The organism is Pseudomonas sp. LBUM1648, assembly GCF_059716145.1.
Genome location: NZ_CP166808.1, coordinates 4739522 through 4754868 on the forward strand (window position 1 = coordinate 4739522; position 15347 = coordinate 4754868).

The window sequence follows — 15347 nt, forward strand, 5'->3', positions numbered from 1 at the left end:
TGCGCGGTGCGCAAATGTTGCACGATCACCCGCGCCATTGCCATTGATTACTACCACGCCGCTGGACACTCTCATTTAATGCCGCAGCAGACAGGTACAGCATGCAAACAGCGCGGGCGAATTGTCTTGAACGCATTGTGAAAATTTCGTTCAACGCATATCTGGAAACACAATAAAGCTCCAAAACAAAACGCCCCGAATTGTTCGGGGCGTTTTACTGCAAGCGCGGCGATTACTTCTCGGCACGTTCTTTCAGAGATTTAAGGGTGTTGAACGGGGCGTCGACGACAAACTTGTTGGCAATCATCGACGGCACACTGCCGCCTGGCTCGGTGTGCACCTGGTAGGTCACTTCGACCTGATCGCCCTTGGGCACGAACTTCCAGAAACCCTCGACCTTGACCACGCGGACAAAACCTTTCTCTTCAGGAATGTACTTCGGTACGCCTTCAAGGTTGCGAGTCAGGCTGCCATCGGCGCCCTCAACAGTGGTGATGCGCAGCACCGAATCACGCGGGGTGACTGGCCAAGGCGTGTTGAACTGGCTGTAAGTCCAGCTCTGATCGCCCTCGTGCTTAAGCAGTTTCTGGGTCTTGCACTCGTGAATCCACGCACAGGCGCCGGAGACGTCTTCCTGCAGTGCGCGCAGTTTGGCGATGGTGGTCTTCATCAGGGCGACGCCCTGATAGGACTTGTAGTCCGAACCCGGCACCTCACTCAGGGAAACCTTGATGCCGTCCTCGTTCTTGGCGACCTTCCAGTCTTCAGCCTGAGCGGCCGAAGTCGCCAGCACGGCAGTCAAACCACACAACACAGCGATACGGTGCAGCGAACCCATAGTCTTATTCCTTATTGTTGAAGTTCCGTTCGTTTGACACATCACGCCGCCGTCATTTGCTCCCACCAGCCGATCAACCTGATCGCTTCTTCCGAACTGCTGCCACACACCTCGACATCGGCAGCGAAGCCGGAACAGACTGCCGGGCGCTCCGGGCGGCCGAAAATGCTGCACAGGTTTTCGACCGAGAGTTGCACGCAACGTTCGCCGGCAGGTTTGCCATCAGGCATGCCGGGAATCGCCGAGCTGATGGAAGGGGCAATGCAGCAAGCGCCACAGCCTTCACGGCATTTCATGACGAACAAGTCCTCGCAACGGGTAATGTGTAAAAAGAGACGCGGACAGGGTAACCGCTAAAACGGCTGTTTCAAATTCCCTGAACCGGGGTTTTTACGGATAAGTGAAAATGACTGACCAGTCTCCGACAAAGCGTCTGCTTCGCGGGTCACAGATGGGTGGCTTTTACTGTTTGAATTCGAAATCCAGCGCCGCGCCTTCCACGTCCCGGCGCTCATCGTTGCGCAACTGCAGCTGCATTTCGTTGCTGAGCAAACGGCCGTTGAGCTGGAATCCGCTGTTTTTCTCGCCAAACATCTGCGGCAGGATCGCTTCACGTTTGGGCAGCGGGACAGCGCCTTCAGGTTTCAATTCCTGGACCATGTCCCTGGGCAGACTCAGGTCCAATTTGGCTGGCGGCAATTTCGACTTTGCTATTTCACTGGCGGGTTTGGACTTGGAAGCCACCGGCTTGCGTTTCTTCACCGGCGCGGCTTTCTTGGGTTGCGCTTTTTTTACCGGGACGGCTTTTTTGTTCGCCGCCGGCTTTTGCGCCGGGGTCGTCGCTGCCGGTTTATCCTGAACCGCAGCCGCCATGACCTCTGGCGCATGACTGATCATCAGCGAAAAAAGCACAATCCCGGCGGCAGAAAAAATCGCTTTCATGGACCCAACGACACTAACGGCAGAGGGCCATATGCTCGCTTGTTGAGCGCCACAAGACAAGCATCACCGGCCACTCGTTCAGAATCCGCCAGCCGTTTCCTGGCACAGTTGGGTTGCCAGCAGGCCCAGCGTCATCAACGCCCTCTCCGCTTCGCGGTTCCACGGAATGCCGCAGTTCAGGCGGATACAGTGGTTGAACTGCTCGGTATTACTGAAGATCAGGCCCGGTGCGATGCTGATGCCCTGCTGCAATGCGCGGACATGCAATTCCTGAGTATTGACCCGTCCCGGCAGACTCACCCACAGGATGAAACCGCCCGTGGGCCGGGACATCTGCGTGCCTTCGGGGAAGTACTGCTGCACCGCCAGCTGGAAAGCGCTGAGGTTTTTTCGGTATTCCTGGCGGATGTACCGTAAATGCCGGTCATAACCGCCGTTTTCCAGATAAGCGGCAATCGCCATCTGCGTCACGCTGCACGCCGAATGCGTGCTGAAGGTCTGCAAGCGCTGAATTTCCTGCTGATACTTGCCGGCGATCATCCAGCCGATGCGTACACCGGGCGACAGGGTTTTGGAGAAGCTTGAGCAGTAGATGACTCGGTCAAGCCGGTCGTAAGCCTTCAGCGCTTTGGTGCGGCCCTGTTCGAACATCAATTCGCCGTAGATATCGTCTTCGACGATCTGAATATCGAAATCCGAAGCCAGGCGCAGCAGTTGTTTCTGCCGCTCTTCAGGCATGGTGCCGCCCAGCGGATTGCTCAGGCGTGTGGTCAGCACAAGCGCCTTGATCGACCACTGGTTGGCGGCCAGTTGCAGTGCTTCGAGGCTCATGCCGGTGGCAGGATCGCTGGGAATCTCGATGACTTTCAGGCCCAGCAGGTCGGCCAGTTGCAACAGTCCGTAATAGGTTGGCGACTCGGCGGCGATCAGGTCGCCCGGTCGGGTCAGCACGCGCAATGACATCTGCAAGGCATCGACACAACCGTGGGTGATCACGATTTCCGAGGGATCAACCACCACGCCCGCGTCGCGCATGCGGATCGCCACTTGCCGGCGAAGCGGTTCGAAGCCCGGGCTGAACATGTAGCTGAAGGCCCGTGGACTGTGGAAGCGAGTGACTTTGGCCAGTTGCTGATGCAGCGCGCGCACTGGCAGATAGTCAACGCTCGGTACGGCGGCGCCCAACGGGAACACACCTTCGCGGCGCGACTCGACCAGAACTTGTTGGATGATGCTGCTGCGCGTGACCAGACCAGGCCGTTCGACCCGGGCTATATCCGGCGTAGGCGCCGTCAGCGCCGGGGTCTGGTGCACGTAATAACCGGACTGTGGCCGCGCGCGAATCAGGCCCTGATCTTCGAGGTTGGCGTAAGCCTGCAACACCGTTGCATGGCTGACGTTGAGCTGCGAGCTCATCTTGCGCACCGATGGCACGCGTTCTCCCGGTTGGTAGACACCACGGCGGATGTCTTCGGCCAGTTGCTGAGCAATACGTTGGTAGAGCAAGAGATTGGTCATGACGCAGCACTCGATTTCACGGGCATTTTATTCTTGTGTGAAACAATACCGGAACAGTTTAGAAGTGTACTGGGACAGTTGTCACTCTAGTCGACCATACAGTGCAGTGTCTGCCACAACTGTATTGATTTGCGAGCTATTCGACAGACGTAAAAAAGCCCGGCGCTGCATGACAGCCCGGGCTTTCCAGAGACGCAACCCTTAACGGGCGGCGCCGAGCTGGCCTTTTTCGTCGGAGAAGACAATTTCCACCCGACGGTTCTGTGCGCGTCCACGCTCGGAAGCGTTGGCATCCACCGGGTATTCGTCGCCGTAACCTTCGACCTGAATGCGTTTGTCGTCGATGCCCAGGTCCATAAGCACATCGGCTACCGACTGCGCGCGGTCGCGGGACAGCTTGAGGTTTTCCTGTTTGCCGCCAGTGCTGTCGGCGTAACCCTCGATACGCACCACGCGTTTCGGATTCAATTGCAGGAACTGCACGATCTTCAGAACGACGCGGTTGGCCGAGTTTTTCAGCTCCGCTTCACCCGTATCGAACAGCACATCGCCAAGAGTCATCACCAAACCGCGATCAGTCTGCGTGGTGGCCAGAGCGACGATCTGTTCTTCAAGCCATTTGCCCTGCTGCTGAACGCTCAACAGTTTCGATTCGCGCAGCGCCAGTTGAAGGCGCTGACGCTCCAGTTCGAGTTTGGCTGCGCGCTCTTCATTGAGCACCTTATTGGTGTGTTCGCGAGCAATTTCGCTGTATCGCTGACTCAGGTAGGCGTAATGCACCACGTCCGAACCGCTACCCCAATAAGTGGACAGGCGATCGGCACGGGCCAGGGATTCGCCGGCGCGTATCACGTCCTTCGGCGCGATACGCAGCACGTTGGAATCTTCCTTGACCTTCTGGAAGTCGGCGCTGGCCTCTTGCAGAGCGGATTCGCTGTGTTGACCGGCGCAGCCATACAGGCTGGCGCAACCGGCGAGGATCACACCACCGAGAACTTTGGACTTGAGGCTCATTGGGCATCTCCCAGTTGCTTGCGCAGACGGGTGATGCGGGTGTTGAGCACGTTCAGTTGTGCTTCGCTCTTTTGCGTCAGCACTTTGGCTTCTGCCAGACGCGCGTCGAGTTCGGCCTGTTCGGCGCGCATGCGCGCGTTTCGGTAGGACTCATCGGCCATGTTGCCCTTGGCCCGGTTGTACTTGGTTTCGGCCAGTTTCATTTCCGGCACATCATCGGCGGTCGCGCCGACGGCCTTGGCCTGGGCGATTGTTTGTTCGGTCAGGCGCATTTGTTCATTGGGTGCCGGATCGGTCGCGCAACCGGCCATGGCCAGAACGGCCATCGCCGCGAAAAGAGGTCGAATACTCACTAAGAATCCCTACTGTTTTGGGGCACTGACAGGTTGTTGCGGCTGTTGCTGCTGCGCTTTCCAGCGCTCGATATTGCGTTGCAGCGCGGTTTCCGTCAGTCCGGACGCGGGCAATTCTGTCATCTTTTTGGCCAACTGTCCGCGCAACCACGGATCGTTGCACGCCGAGTTATGAGAAACCGCCAGATACAGCCCCGGTCGATCAATGGGTTGCTCGAAGGCCAGCAAGTCATTGGCCATGCCCAACGCCTGCGCGGCGGCCATGCCCGAGTAACGTCCGGCGAGTACATATTCCACTTCACCCAGGAGCAATTTCTGAAAGGCCTGGGTGAGGTTTGCTGTCCGAGTAAGGGTCAATCGCTGATCGGCGAAGGTGCCAAATGCCTGGGTCATTCGAGACTTTTCCGACAAGCCACCGGAATGGCCGTGCAGGTCTTTGGCTTCGGTGTAGGCCAGAGTCGAGCCTTTACGTGTCCACACCAGGTAATCGTTTTCCAGCAGCGGCGGATGGATGTAGTCGAAGTTTTCCAGCTCGTTGAGGGTCAGTGGCGCATCGGCCAGCATATCCATACGGCCACTGCGCACTTCATCGAGGGCCTGGGATCGTTTGCCCGCGTAGAGCAACTCGACCTTGATACCCAGGTCTTTGGCCACTTGCTGCAACAGATCGGCACTGGCACCGATCAATTGCTTGGGATTCTGCGGATCCTGCCACAGGTACGGCGGCGCGTCCGGGCTGCCGGTGACGACGAGGCGCTCGCACTTGCCGGCGGCCGTTGCCAACCCAGGCAATAGGGCCAATCCCAATAACAATCCGCAGCGCAGATCCATGGCAAAACGCTCCCACTCAGAACCGAGACAAAAAAAAGCCCGACCAAAAGGTCGGGCTCTTTATAAGTGAAGCCGCTGGATTAGACCAGCTTCTCCAGCTCAGGTACGGCTTCGAACAGATCCGCCACCAGACCGTAATCGGCCACCTGGAAGATCGGGGCTTCTTCGTCCTTGTTGATCGCAACGATCACTTTGGAGTCTTTCATCCCGGCCAAGTGCTGGATCGCGCCAGAGATACCGACCGCGATGTACAACTGTGGCGCAACGATCTTGCCGGTCTGACCGACCTGCATGTCGTTCGGTACGAAACCTGCGTCGACCGCGGCGCGCGAAGCACCGACGGCAGCGCCCAGTTTGTCTGCCAGGGCGTACAGGTGTTTGAAATTGTCGCCGTTCTGCATGCCGCGGCCGCCGGAAACGACGATCTTGGCAGCAGTCAGTTCTGGACGATCAGACTTGGCCAGTTCTTCGCCAACGAAGCTCGAAGTCCCAGCGTTGTGCGCAGCAGCAACCGCTTCAACGGCAGCCGAACCACCTTCAGCAGCAACCGGGTCGAAACCGGTGGCACGCACGGTGATCACTTTGATCGCAGCGGTCGATTGCACGGTAGCGATGGCGTTACCGGCGTAGATCGGGCGCTTGAAAGTATCAGCGCTCTCTACCGAGATGATCTCGGAGATCTGGTCAACGTCCAGCGCAGCGGCAACGCGCGGCAGGATGTTTTTGCCGTTGGAAGTGGCGGCAGCCAGGATGTGGCTGTAGCCAGCGCCGAGTTCGGCCACCAGAGGAGCAACGTTTTCCGGCAACTGATGCGCGTAAGCGGCGTTGTCAGCGTTCAGGACTTTGCTCACTCCCGCGATTTTCGCAGCGGCTTCAGCCACGGCGCCAGCGCCTTGGCCGGCAACCAGAATGTGGATGTCACCGCCGATTTTGGCAGCGGCAGCAACAGTGTTCAGCGTGGCCGGAGCCAGCACTTTGTTGTCGTGTTCGGCGATTACCAAGATAGTCATGATTAGATTACCTTCGCTTCGTTTTTCAGTTTCTCGACCAGTTCAGCCACCGACTTGACCTTGATACCCGCGCTGCGTGCAGCCGGCGCTTCGACTTTCAGAGTCTTGTTGGTGGAGGCGGTGGAAACGCCCAAAGCATCCGGAGTCAGCACTTCGAGAGGCTTCTTCTTGGCTTTCATGATGTTTGGCAGGGACGCGTAGCGCGGCTCGTTCAAACGCAGGTCGGTGGTGACGATCGCAGGCAGTTTCAGCGAAACGGTCTGCGCGCCGCCGTCGATTTCGCGGGTCACGGCAACGCTGTCGCCGGAGACTTCGACTTTCGATGCGAAAGTGCCCTGACCGTAGCCGCTCAGTGCAGCGAGCATCTGGCCGGTCTGGTTGTTATCGCTGTCGATTGCCTGCTTGCCCAGAATCACGAGCTGAGGCTGTTCCTTGTCGACAACCGCTTTCAACAGTTTGGCAACGGCCAGGGACGTCAGATCTTCAGCGGATTCGACGAGGATGGCGCGGTCGGCACCCAGAGCCAGTGCGGTACGCAGCTGTTCCTGAGCAGTGGTCGGGCCGATGGAGACGACGACGATTTCAGTCGCAACGCCTTTCTCTTTCAGGCGCACGGCTTCTTCCACTGCGATTTCGCAGAACGGGTTCATCGACATCTTGACGTTGGCGAGGTCTACGCCGGAATTGTCCGCCTTGACGCGAACCTTGACGTTGTAATCCACAACGCGTTTGACAGCTACAAGAACCTTCATGGATTCCTCGTTACTCTCCGGTGAAAAGAAAGTCGCCTAGGCGAACCTGGCGGATGATGCTCATCGGGCTACAAGGGCACCTCTAAAAACGCCGGCTTGTGTATAGGGTGATTACACGCTGCGAAGTGCGATGACCGTTCGTCAGTGGTGACCGACAAGTCATTGATCTTCACGGTGTGTAAACTGCGCGCCAGACCTGCGCTGCGCATCACCTTGTACTGCCTACGCCCTGTCTTTAGAGGTGCTCTTGAAACCGCCAGTCTGCCTACGGCGAGCGCAAAACCGCCCGTATCTTGACCGGAACGCCTATTCCGGTCAATACGGCAAAATGGTCACTCATAAGCCGCGCTTCTTTGATTTCTCTGGGCTGGAGCCAATTCAAACAAACGTTTGTATTGGACGCTCAGAGTGGTGTAGATATAATGCGCCCCCTAGAGAGAAAGGTGGGTTTTCCATTGCTGCCCTTGACGTTAACGTAAAGGCAATACGGATGCGACACCGAACCTCCAAATTAGAAAAAAAACTGTTGAGCCTTGAGTAGGAGATAGCCTGTGGAACGCGAATACATGGAATTCGACGTGGTCATCGTCGGTGCCGGCCCCGCTGGCCTGTCCGCCGCCTGCCGTCTGAAGCAGAAGGCCGCCGAAGCCGGTAAGGAAATCAGCGTCTGCGTGGTCGAAAAAGGCTCCGAAGTCGGCGCACACATCCTTTCCGGTGCCGTGTTCGAACCACGCGCTCTGAGCGAATTGTTCCCGGACTGGAAAGAACTCGGCGCCCCGCTGAACACGCCAGTCACCCGCGACGATATTTTCGTGCTGAAAAACGCCGAAAGCGCGCAGAAGATTCCTGACTTCTTTGTGCCCAAGACCATGCACAACGAAGGCAACTACATCATCTCCCTCGGCAACCTTTGCCGCTGGCTGGCCCAACAGGCTGAAAACCTGGGTGTGGAAATCTACCCGGGCTTCGCCGCTCAGGAGGCGCTGATCGACGAAAGCGGCATCGTGCGCGGGATCATCACCGGTGATCTGGGCGTTGACCGCGAAGGCAATCCGAAAGAAGGCCTGTACACCCCGGGCATGGAACTGCGTGGCAAATACACGCTGTTCGCCGAAGGCTGCCGTGGCCACATCGGCAAGCAACTGATCAAGCGCTTCAACCTCGACAGCGATGCCGACGCGCAGCACTACGGCATCGGCCTGAAAGAAATCTGGGAAATCGATCCGGCCAAACACCAGCCAGGCCTGGTGGTGCACACCGCCGGTTGGCCGCTGGACATCATGGGCACCGAGAACACCGGTGGCTCGTTCCTCTATCACTTGGAAAACAACCAGGTGGTGGTCGGTCTGATCGTCGATCTGTCCTACAGCAACACTTACCTGTCGCCGTTCGACGAGTTCCAGCGCCTCAAGCATCACCCGGTACTGGCTCAGTACCTGGAAGGCGGCAAGCGCGTCAGCTACGGCGCCCGCGCGATCTGCAAGGGCGGCCTGAACTCGTTGCCAAAAATGGTCTTCAAGGGCGGCGCGCTGATCGGTTGCGACCTCGGCACCCTGAACTTCGCCAAGATCAAAGGCAGCCACACCGCGATGAAGTCCGGCATGATCGCCGCTGAATCGGTGGCTGACGCGCTGTTCGCTGAAAAGGACGGCACTGAAGAGCTGACCACTTACGTCGACGCCTTCAAGAAGAGCTGGCTCTACGACGAACTGTTCGCCAGCCGCAACTTCGGCCCGGCCGTCCATAAGTTCGGCGCCATTGTCGGTGGCGGCTTCAACTGGCTGGACCAGAACATCTTCGGCGGCAAACTGCCGTTCACCCTGCACGACACCAAGCCGGACTACGCCTGCCTCAAGCTCGCGGCCGACTGCAAGAAGATCGACTACCCGAAACCCGACGGTAAGCTCAGCTTCGACAAACTCAGCTCGGTGTTCATCTCCGGTACCAACCACGAAGAAGAACAGCCGTGCCACCTGAAGCTGACCGACCCGAGCATCCCGATCAGCAAAAACCTGCCGCTGTACGACGAACCGGCGCAGCGCTACTGCCCGGCCGGCGTATACGAAGTCATCACCAAGGAAGACGGCGAGAAGCGCTTCCAGATCAACGCCCAGAACTGCGTGCACTGCAAGACCTGTGACATCAAGGACCCTTCGCAGAACATCACCTGGGTCACGCCGGAAGGCGCCGGCGGCCCGACCTATCCAAATATGTAAGCTGAACCGCTGAACAACAAGGCTCCCGAAACGGGGGCCTTTTTGTTGCCCAAAATTTTTGTCTCACCAAAAACAACTGTAGGAGTGAGCCTGCTCGCGATAGCGGTAAACCAGTCGACATCATGTCATCTGGTACGCCGCTATCGCGAGCAGGCTCACTCCCACAGGGATTGTGTAAATCCTCAGGCCGCGCGCTCCTCTCCAGGGCTGCGCTCAAAGTAACGCTTATATTCACGGCTGAACTGCGAAGTACTCTGATACCCGACCCGATGCGCCACCTGCGCCACACCCAGGCCCTCCGCCACCAGCAGCGTTTGCGCCTTAAGCAAGCGCAGGCGCTTCAGATACTGCACCGGCGACAACAACGTGCTGCGCTTGAAATGTTCATGAAACGTCGAAACGCTCATGTTCGCGCAACTGGCCAGGGTCTCGACGTTCAACGGCTCGGTGTAGTGCGCGTGCAAATGACTGATCGACGCCGCGACCCGGGCAAACTGCCCCTGCTGCTCGACCAATGCCCGCAACACATCAGCCTGCGGACCGCGCAGGGCGACGAAGAGCAATTCGCGAATCCGCGCCGGCCCGAGAATCTGGCATTCCAGCGGATCGTGCAGACATTGCAGCAGCCGCTCGACGCAACCCCGCATGTCATCGTCAAGCACCACCGAGGTCATCGACTCAGGTGTCTGCGCTGGAATATGCCGCCCCGGCGCCAGCCCCATCGCCAATACCAATTCACCCAGCAAGACACGGTCGATCGCCACCGAAATCCCCAGTAACGGCGCATCCGGCAAGGCAAAGGTTTCGCATTCGAAAGGCACCGGCAGCGCCTGAATCAGATAGTGCCCGGCGCCATACTCCATGGTGCGCGGCCCGAGAAACGCCAGTTTGCTGCCCTGGGCGATGATCATCAGGCTCGGCTCATAAATGTGCGGGCCACGGGCAACGTCGCAACTGGCGCGCAACACCTGCACACCCGGCAGCCCGGTCTGGGAATAACCGTCGCGCAGCGCCAGCGGTTCGATCAACGAAACCAGCGTGGCGTTGGCATCAAGGTGACGGGTCAATTGCATCGACATGTTCTTCACAAAAATCACGGAAAAAGGGATGAAAGCATCATCGCAGATCCTTTTGCCAATGCGACCGATCAAAGCCGCATGCCGGAGGATTAGGCATGAGACCCGGAGGAATCGTCATGGCCGGACAGGCGGACGGCGCCCAAAATGCGCCGCCTCACTTGTTACTGCTTTTGCGAGGTTTCACATGTATACCGCCATCGGCTATGCCGCCCAATCGGCCACCACGCCCCTCGCCCCGATGAAATTCGAACGCCGCAGCCCTCGGGCCGACGACGTGGCGATCGAGATCCTGTATTGCGGCGTCTGCCACTCCGACATTCACCAGGCGCGCAACGAATGGGGCATCGCTGTTTACCCGTTGATGCCCGGCCACGAGATCGTCGGAAAAGTCACCGCCATCGGTGCGAATGTCACTAAACACAAAGTAGGCGATCTGGTCGGCGTTGGCTGCATGGTTGACTCCTGCCGCTCCTGCGAAGCCTGCCAAGCGAACCTTGAGCAATACTGCCTCGAAGGTCCGACCATGACTTACGCGACCCCGGACCGGGTCGACGGCAGCAACACCATGGGCGGCTACTCCGACAGCATCGTCGTCAGCGAGCACTTTGTTGTACGCATTCCGGAGCGTCTGGCGTTGGCCAGCGCCGCGCCGATCCTCTGCGCCGGCATCACCACTTATTCGCCGCTCAAGCACTACGGCGTGAAGGCTGGCGACAAGGTCGGGATTCTCGGCATGGGCGGCCTCGGCCATATGGGCATCAAGTTCGCCAAGGCGATGGGCGCCGAAGTGACGCTGTTCACCCGTTCGGCAAGCAAAGCTGAAGAAGGCCGTCGTCAGGGCGCCGATCATGTGATCGTGTCCACCGATGCCGAGCAGATGAAAGCTGCGGCGGGTTACTTCGACTTCCTGCTCGACACCATTCCGGTGCAGCACGACCTGAACCCGTACCTCGACACCCTGCGTTTCGACGGTGTGCACATTCTGGTCGGTCTGATCGAGCCGGTTGATCCACCGGTACACGCCGGCAAACTGGTGATGAGTCGCCGCGTGCTGGCCGGTTCGCTGATCGGTGGCGTCGCCGAAACCCAGGAGGTGCTGGATTTTTGCGCCGAGCACAACATCACCTGCGACATTGAAATGCTCGACATCCGCGAGATCAATGAGGCGTACGCCCGCATGATTGCCGGTGACGTGAAATACCGCTTCGTGATCGACATGGCGACCCTGAAAGTCTGATCCTTCAGACCTTCAATCCCAGCTCCGCCGATAGCCGGGCTGTGACCCCTTTGATCAGGGGAATCAGCTCGGCCATCTTCTCCAGCGGCATGTACGGCACAGTGCTGGCGATACTGATCGCCGCCACAATGCGCTTGCTCGCATCACGGATCGGCGCCGCCACACAACGGATCGACGGTTCGTTGTCTTCCAGATCGAACGCGTAGCCACCGACCACATACTCGGTCATCCGTTGTTCAACCTGTTCCCACGACTGCTGTGGATGCTGCGGCCAGAACTGACTTTTCCCACCCGCTGGAAGACTGATGTCGTACAGACGCTGCCAATCCTGCGGCGTGTCGTCGAGCATCAACGCCTTGCCGATCCCGGTGCGTGCCAGAGGCATGCGATGGCCAACCCGCGAACGCATCTCCGGGCCGTTGCGCCCTGGATTCTTCAACAGATACAGCACTTCGTCGCCTTCACGAATCCCCAGGTGAACCGTGTCACCGGTCAGTGCCGACAACTCATCCAGATACGGCCCGGCCAACGTCACCAGCGGCAACTCTTCGCGTGCCTGGAAACCCAGCTCGATCAGCTTCGGCCCCAACAGATAACCGATTTGCGGTACAACACGCAGATAACGCTCATCCACCAGACAGCTGGCCAGACGATGGGTGGTGCTGCGCGTGGTGCCGATCAGCCGGGCGATCTCCTTGAGATCCCGCGCGCCACTGGCCACGGCCTGCACCACACCCAGCCCGCGCAGTAGCGTCTGAGTGCCGGTGGGCGCGGCGTCCTTGGTTTTTTCCGGGGCGTCTTCCTGCATATCCAGCCTTTACCGTTGAGCGAGGGAACGGGCGGCATTATGGTCGCCCGACGCTGAGCACTACAACTCGATACGTTCGACCTTGCCCACCAGCAGCACGTAGGACAAAGCGCCGATCAATGCGAGAACCGCGATATAAGTGATCGCCGGGGCAAAGGAATCACCGCTGGCGAGGAAACCGATCACGATCGGCGTGGCAATCGCCGACAGGTTACCGATGAAATTAAACACCCCACCGGTCAAGCCGAGCAGGCGTGCCGGTGCCAGTGTCGACACCAGCGACCAGGTGATCGACGCCAACCCATTACCGAAAAACGCCAGCGCCAGAAACGCAATCACCAGCGGCGTCGACTCAACGAAGTTGGCGCCAATGATCGAGGTGGAAATCAGCAGCCCGCCAATGATCGGCAACTTGCGCGCGAAACCGACGGTGTAACCACGACGGATCAAAAAGTCGGAAAAGAACCCCGAACACAACACGCCGATAAACGCGGCAAGAAACGGCAGCGACGCCAACAGGCCGGATTTGATGAAGTCCATGCCGCGATATTTCACGAGGTAGGTCGGGAACCACGTCAGGAAAAACCACAGCGTCGAGTTCAGGCAGAACTGGCCGAGATAGATGCCCCACAACTTGCGTTTAGTGAGAACGATGCCGAGATCGGTCCAACTGAATTTGGCTTTGACCTTGGCGCTCTCGGCCTGAATATCCACCAACCCGCCGCCCTCGCGGATCAGGTCGATTTCTGCATCGTTGACGCCTTTGAAATCACGCGGCTCGCGATACACCGCGTACCAGATCGCCGCCCAGACAATGCCCACCGCGCCGGTTGCAATGAACACCATGTGCCAGCCGAATTCGTGTTGCAGCCAGGCTAGCACCGGGGTGAGGAACGCCAATCCGACGAACTGTCCAGACGTGTAGAAACCAATCGCCGTGGCGCGCTCGCGCTCGGGAAACCACGTCGTGACCACGCGGCTGTTGATCGGATAGGCCGGTGCTTCCAGCGCACCGACCGCCATGCGCAACACGAACAGCGCGATGAAACTGGCAGCGAAACCGAGCATCACCGTGGCGATCGACCACAACAACAGCGCTACGCTATAAAGAATGCGTGGCGGCACCCGATCCACCAGCCAGCCGCCGGGGATCTGCATGGCGGCGTAAGTCCAGCCGAACGCCGAGAAAATCAGGCCGACATGAATTGGATCGATGCCCAGCTCACTGGTCAGCGCCGGTGCGGCAATCGACAGGTTACTGCGGTCGAGGTAGTTGATAACCACGGTGATAAACAGCAACACCATGATGAAAAACCGCTTACGGCTAGGCGTGACTAAAGACGCCTGCCCGGTGAGGGTTTGCGGTTGCATGGGGAGTGCCTCTTTTTATGTTTATTGAGGTCAGAAGATCGCTCCCACGCTCTGCGTGGGAATGCAGCACGGGACGCTCCGCGTCCCAACAGCGGACGCAAAGCATCCAATGAGGCGTTCCCACGCAGAGCGCGGGAACGATCAGCACCGCCAGCGGTGGGTCAGGGATGACTCACCACTCGGCAAAACTGCCATCGGCGTGACGCCAGATCGGGTTGCGCCAGCGGTGACCGACGGCCGCACGCTCGATCACGTATTCCTCGTTGATCTCGATGCCCAACCCCGGCCCGTTCGGAATCTTCACGAAGCCCTTGTCGTAATCGAACACTCGCGGATCCTTCACGTAGTCGAGCAAGTCGTTGCTCTCGTTGTAATGGATACCCAGGCTTTGCTCCTGGATAAACGCGTTGTAACAAACCGCGTCGAGTTGCAAACACGCTGCCAGTGCAATCGGCCCCAGCGGGCAATGCAGCGCCAGCGCCACGTCGTAGGCTTCGGCCATGTTGGCGATCTTGCGGGTTTCGGTGATGCCGCCGGCATGCGACGCATCCGGCTGAATGATGTCGACGTAACCTTCACTCAACACCCGTTTAAAGTCCCAGCGCGAGAACAGCCGCTCACCGAGAGCAATCGGCGTGCTGGTCAACGGCGCCAGTTCTTTCAGTGCTTCGTAGTTTTCGCTAAGCACTGGCTCTTCGATAAACATCAGTTTGTACGGGTCGAGTTCCTTCATCAGCACCTTGGCCATCGGCTTGTGTACCCGGCCATGGAAGTCGACGCCAATGCCGACGTTCGGCCCGACCGCATCACGCACGGCGGCCACGTTAGCCAAGGCGAGGTCGATTTTTTCGAAAGTATCGAGGAACTGCAGCTCTTCGGTGCCGTTCATCTTCACCGCGGTAAAACCACGGCTCACCGCTTCTTTCGCCGCGCGTGCGGTGTCGGCCGGACGGTCGCCGCCGATCCACGAATACACACGGATCTTGTCGCGCACCTGACCGCCCAGCAGATCGCTGACCGAGACACCGAGCGCCTTGCCCTTGATGTCCCACAACGCCTGGTCGATACCGGCCAGTGCGCTCATGTGAATCGCGCCGCCGCGATAGAAACCGCCGCGGTACAACACCGTCCAGATATCTTCGATGTTGCGTGGGTCTTTGCCGATCAGGTAGTCGGACAATTCTTCAACGGCAGCGGCAACGGTGTGTGCGCGACCCTCGACGACAGGCTCGCCCCAACCGGTCACGCCCTCATCGGTTTCAACCTTGAGGAAGCACCAGCGCGGCGGGACGATGAAGGTGGTGAGTTTGGTGATTTTCATCTCTGCTCTCTTTTTGTAAATGCAGCTCTTATAGATGCAGCGCACGCAGCGCCAAAA

15 protein-coding genes are annotated in these 15347 nt (G+C 58.7%); 2 read left to right on the forward strand and 13 right to left on the reverse strand.

Annotated features, from left to right (window positions below):
• Positions 1-232: 232 nt before the first annotated feature.
• The 9 genes from ACA043_RS21395 to ACA043_RS21435 all read right to left on the reverse strand — a co-directional run bounded on the left by ACA043_RS21395 (position 233) and on the right by ACA043_RS21435 (position 7258).
• Positions 233-838 carry an START domain-containing protein gene (locus ACA043_RS21395; protein WP_497657877.1) on the reverse strand — a complete coding sequence of 202 codons (606 nt, stop codon included), beginning with the start codon at positions 836-838 and terminating at the stop codon, positions 233-235.
• A gap of 41 nt (positions 839-879) precedes the next feature.
• The gene (locus tag ACA043_RS21400; protein WP_187677754.1) at positions 880-1134 is read right to left on the reverse strand and encodes a YkgJ family cysteine cluster protein; all 255 of its coding nucleotides are present in this window, start codon (positions 1132-1134) and stop codon (positions 880-882) included.
• Positions 1135-1300: 166 nt separating this feature from the next.
• Positions 1301-1780 (reverse strand): translation initiation factor 2, encoded by a 480-nt coding sequence (locus tag ACA043_RS21405; RefSeq protein WP_497657878.1) that lies wholly within the window; start codon positions 1778-1780, stop codon positions 1301-1303.
• Between the two features lie 78 nt (positions 1781-1858).
• The gene (locus tag ACA043_RS21410) at positions 1859-3298 is read right to left on the reverse strand and encodes an aminotransferase-like domain-containing protein (RefSeq protein WP_187677756.1); all 1440 of its coding nucleotides are present in this window, start codon (positions 3296-3298) and stop codon (positions 1859-1861) included.
• A 201-nt stretch (positions 3299-3499) separates the two neighbouring features.
• Positions 3500-4312, reverse strand: a complete 813-nt coding sequence (locus ACA043_RS21415; protein ID WP_305439095.1) for an OmpA family protein — start codon at positions 4310-4312, stop codon at positions 3500-3502.
• Complete coding sequence (locus ACA043_RS21420) at positions 4309-4665, reverse strand: DUF4398 domain-containing protein (RefSeq protein ID WP_489879024.1); 357 nt, start codon at positions 4663-4665, stop codon at positions 4309-4311. Before ACA043_RS21420 ends, ACA043_RS21415 begins: the two co-directional genes overlap by 4 nt.
• A gap of 9 nt (positions 4666-4674) precedes the next feature.
• A complete protein-coding gene (locus ACA043_RS21425) occupies positions 4675-5496 on the reverse strand; it encodes a substrate-binding periplasmic protein (RefSeq protein WP_489879023.1) in 822 nt (273 codons plus the stop codon).
• Between the two features lie 80 nt (positions 5497-5576).
• A complete protein-coding gene (locus ACA043_RS21430; protein WP_497657879.1) occupies positions 5577-6506 on the reverse strand; it encodes an electron transfer flavoprotein subunit alpha/FixB family protein in 930 nt (309 codons plus the stop codon).
• Between the two features lie 2 nt (positions 6507-6508).
• Entirely contained in the window at positions 6509-7258 is a 750-nt protein-coding gene (locus ACA043_RS21435; protein ID WP_007908338.1) for an electron transfer flavoprotein subunit beta/FixA family protein, read from the reverse strand.
• Positions 7259-7809: 551 nt separating this feature from the next.
• Here ACA043_RS21435 and ACA043_RS21440 point away from each other — a divergent pair.
• Entirely contained in the window at positions 7810-9474 is a 1665-nt protein-coding gene (locus ACA043_RS21440; RefSeq protein WP_497657880.1) for an electron transfer flavoprotein-ubiquinone oxidoreductase, read from the forward strand.
• 182 nt (positions 9475-9656) lie between these two features.
• Here the strand turns inward: ACA043_RS21440 and ACA043_RS21445 are convergent, their stop codons facing one another.
• Positions 9657-10547 carry an AraC family transcriptional regulator gene (locus tag ACA043_RS21445; RefSeq protein ID WP_489879021.1) on the reverse strand — a complete coding sequence of 297 codons (891 nt, stop codon included), beginning with the start codon at positions 10545-10547 and terminating at the stop codon, positions 9657-9659.
• 190 nt (positions 10548-10737) lie between these two features.
• Between ACA043_RS21445 and ACA043_RS21450 the strand changes: the two genes are divergently transcribed.
• On the forward strand, positions 10738-11790 hold the full coding sequence (locus ACA043_RS21450; protein WP_305439102.1) for an NAD(P)-dependent alcohol dehydrogenase: 1053 nt from the start codon (positions 10738-10740) through the stop codon (positions 11788-11790).
• A 4-nt stretch (positions 11791-11794) separates the two neighbouring features.
• On the opposite strand, the gene ACA043_RS21455 is transcribed toward ACA043_RS21450, so the two are convergent.
• The 3 genes from ACA043_RS21455 to dgoD form a co-directional block, all read right to left on the reverse strand.
• Positions 11795-12598 carry an IclR family transcriptional regulator gene (locus ACA043_RS21455; RefSeq protein ID WP_187677764.1) on the reverse strand — a complete coding sequence of 268 codons (804 nt, stop codon included), beginning with the start codon at positions 12596-12598 and terminating at the stop codon, positions 11795-11797.
• Between the two features lie 60 nt (positions 12599-12658).
• Positions 12659-13969, reverse strand: coding sequence for an MFS transporter (locus tag ACA043_RS21460; RefSeq protein WP_497657881.1), 1311 nt, complete (start codon positions 13967-13969; stop codon positions 12659-12661).
• A 172-nt stretch (positions 13970-14141) separates the two neighbouring features.
• Entirely contained in the window at positions 14142-15290 is a 1149-nt protein-coding gene (dgoD, locus tag ACA043_RS21465; protein ID WP_497657882.1) for a galactonate dehydratase, read from the reverse strand.
• Positions 15291-15347: the final 57 nt, after the last annotated feature.

Excerpts from the sequence above, each read along its gene's own strand:
- ACA043_RS21460 (WP_497657881.1), bottom strand. The coding sequence starts at position 13,969 with ATGCAACCGCAAACCCTCACCGGGCAGGCGTCTTTAGTCACGCCTAGC.
- ACA043_RS21425 (WP_489879023.1), bottom strand. The coding sequence starts at position 5,496 with ATGGATCTGCGCTGCGGATTGTTATTGGGATTGGCCCTATTGCCTGGG.
- ACA043_RS21405 (WP_497657878.1), bottom strand. The coding sequence starts at position 1,780 with ATGAAAGCGATTTTTTCTGCCGCCGGGATTGTGCTTTTTTCGCTGATG.
- ACA043_RS21430 (WP_497657879.1), bottom strand. The coding sequence starts at position 6,506 with ATGACTATCTTGGTAATCGCCGAACACGACAACAAAGTGCTGGCTCCG.
- ACA043_RS21445 (WP_489879021.1), bottom strand. The coding sequence starts at position 10,547 with ATGCAATTGACCCGTCACCTTGATGCCAACGCCACGCTGGTTTCGTTG.
- ACA043_RS21450 (WP_305439102.1), top strand. The coding sequence starts at position 10,738 with ATGTATACCGCCATCGGCTATGCCGCCCAATCGGCCACCACGCCCCTC.
- ACA043_RS21400 (WP_187677754.1), bottom strand. The coding sequence starts at position 1,134 with ATGAAATGCCGTGAAGGCTGTGGCGCTTGCTGCATTGCCCCTTCCATC.
- ACA043_RS21395 (WP_497657877.1), bottom strand. The coding sequence starts at position 838 with ATGGGTTCGCTGCACCGTATCGCTGTGTTGTGTGGTTTGACTGCCGTG.
- ACA043_RS21455 (WP_187677764.1), bottom strand. The coding sequence starts at position 12,598 with ATGCAGGAAGACGCCCCGGAAAAAACCAAGGACGCCGCGCCCACCGGC.
- ACA043_RS21435 (WP_007908338.1), bottom strand. The coding sequence starts at position 7,258 with ATGAAGGTTCTTGTAGCTGTCAAACGCGTTGTGGATTACAACGTCAAG.
- dgoD (WP_497657882.1), bottom strand. The coding sequence starts at position 15,290 with ATGAAAATCACCAAACTCACCACCTTCATCGTCCCGCCGCGCTGGTGC.
- ACA043_RS21415 (WP_305439095.1), bottom strand. The coding sequence starts at position 4,312 with ATGAGCCTCAAGTCCAAAGTTCTCGGTGGTGTGATCCTCGCCGGTTGC.
- ACA043_RS21410 (WP_187677756.1), bottom strand. The coding sequence starts at position 3,298 with ATGACCAATCTCTTGCTCTACCAACGTATTGCTCAGCAACTGGCCGAA.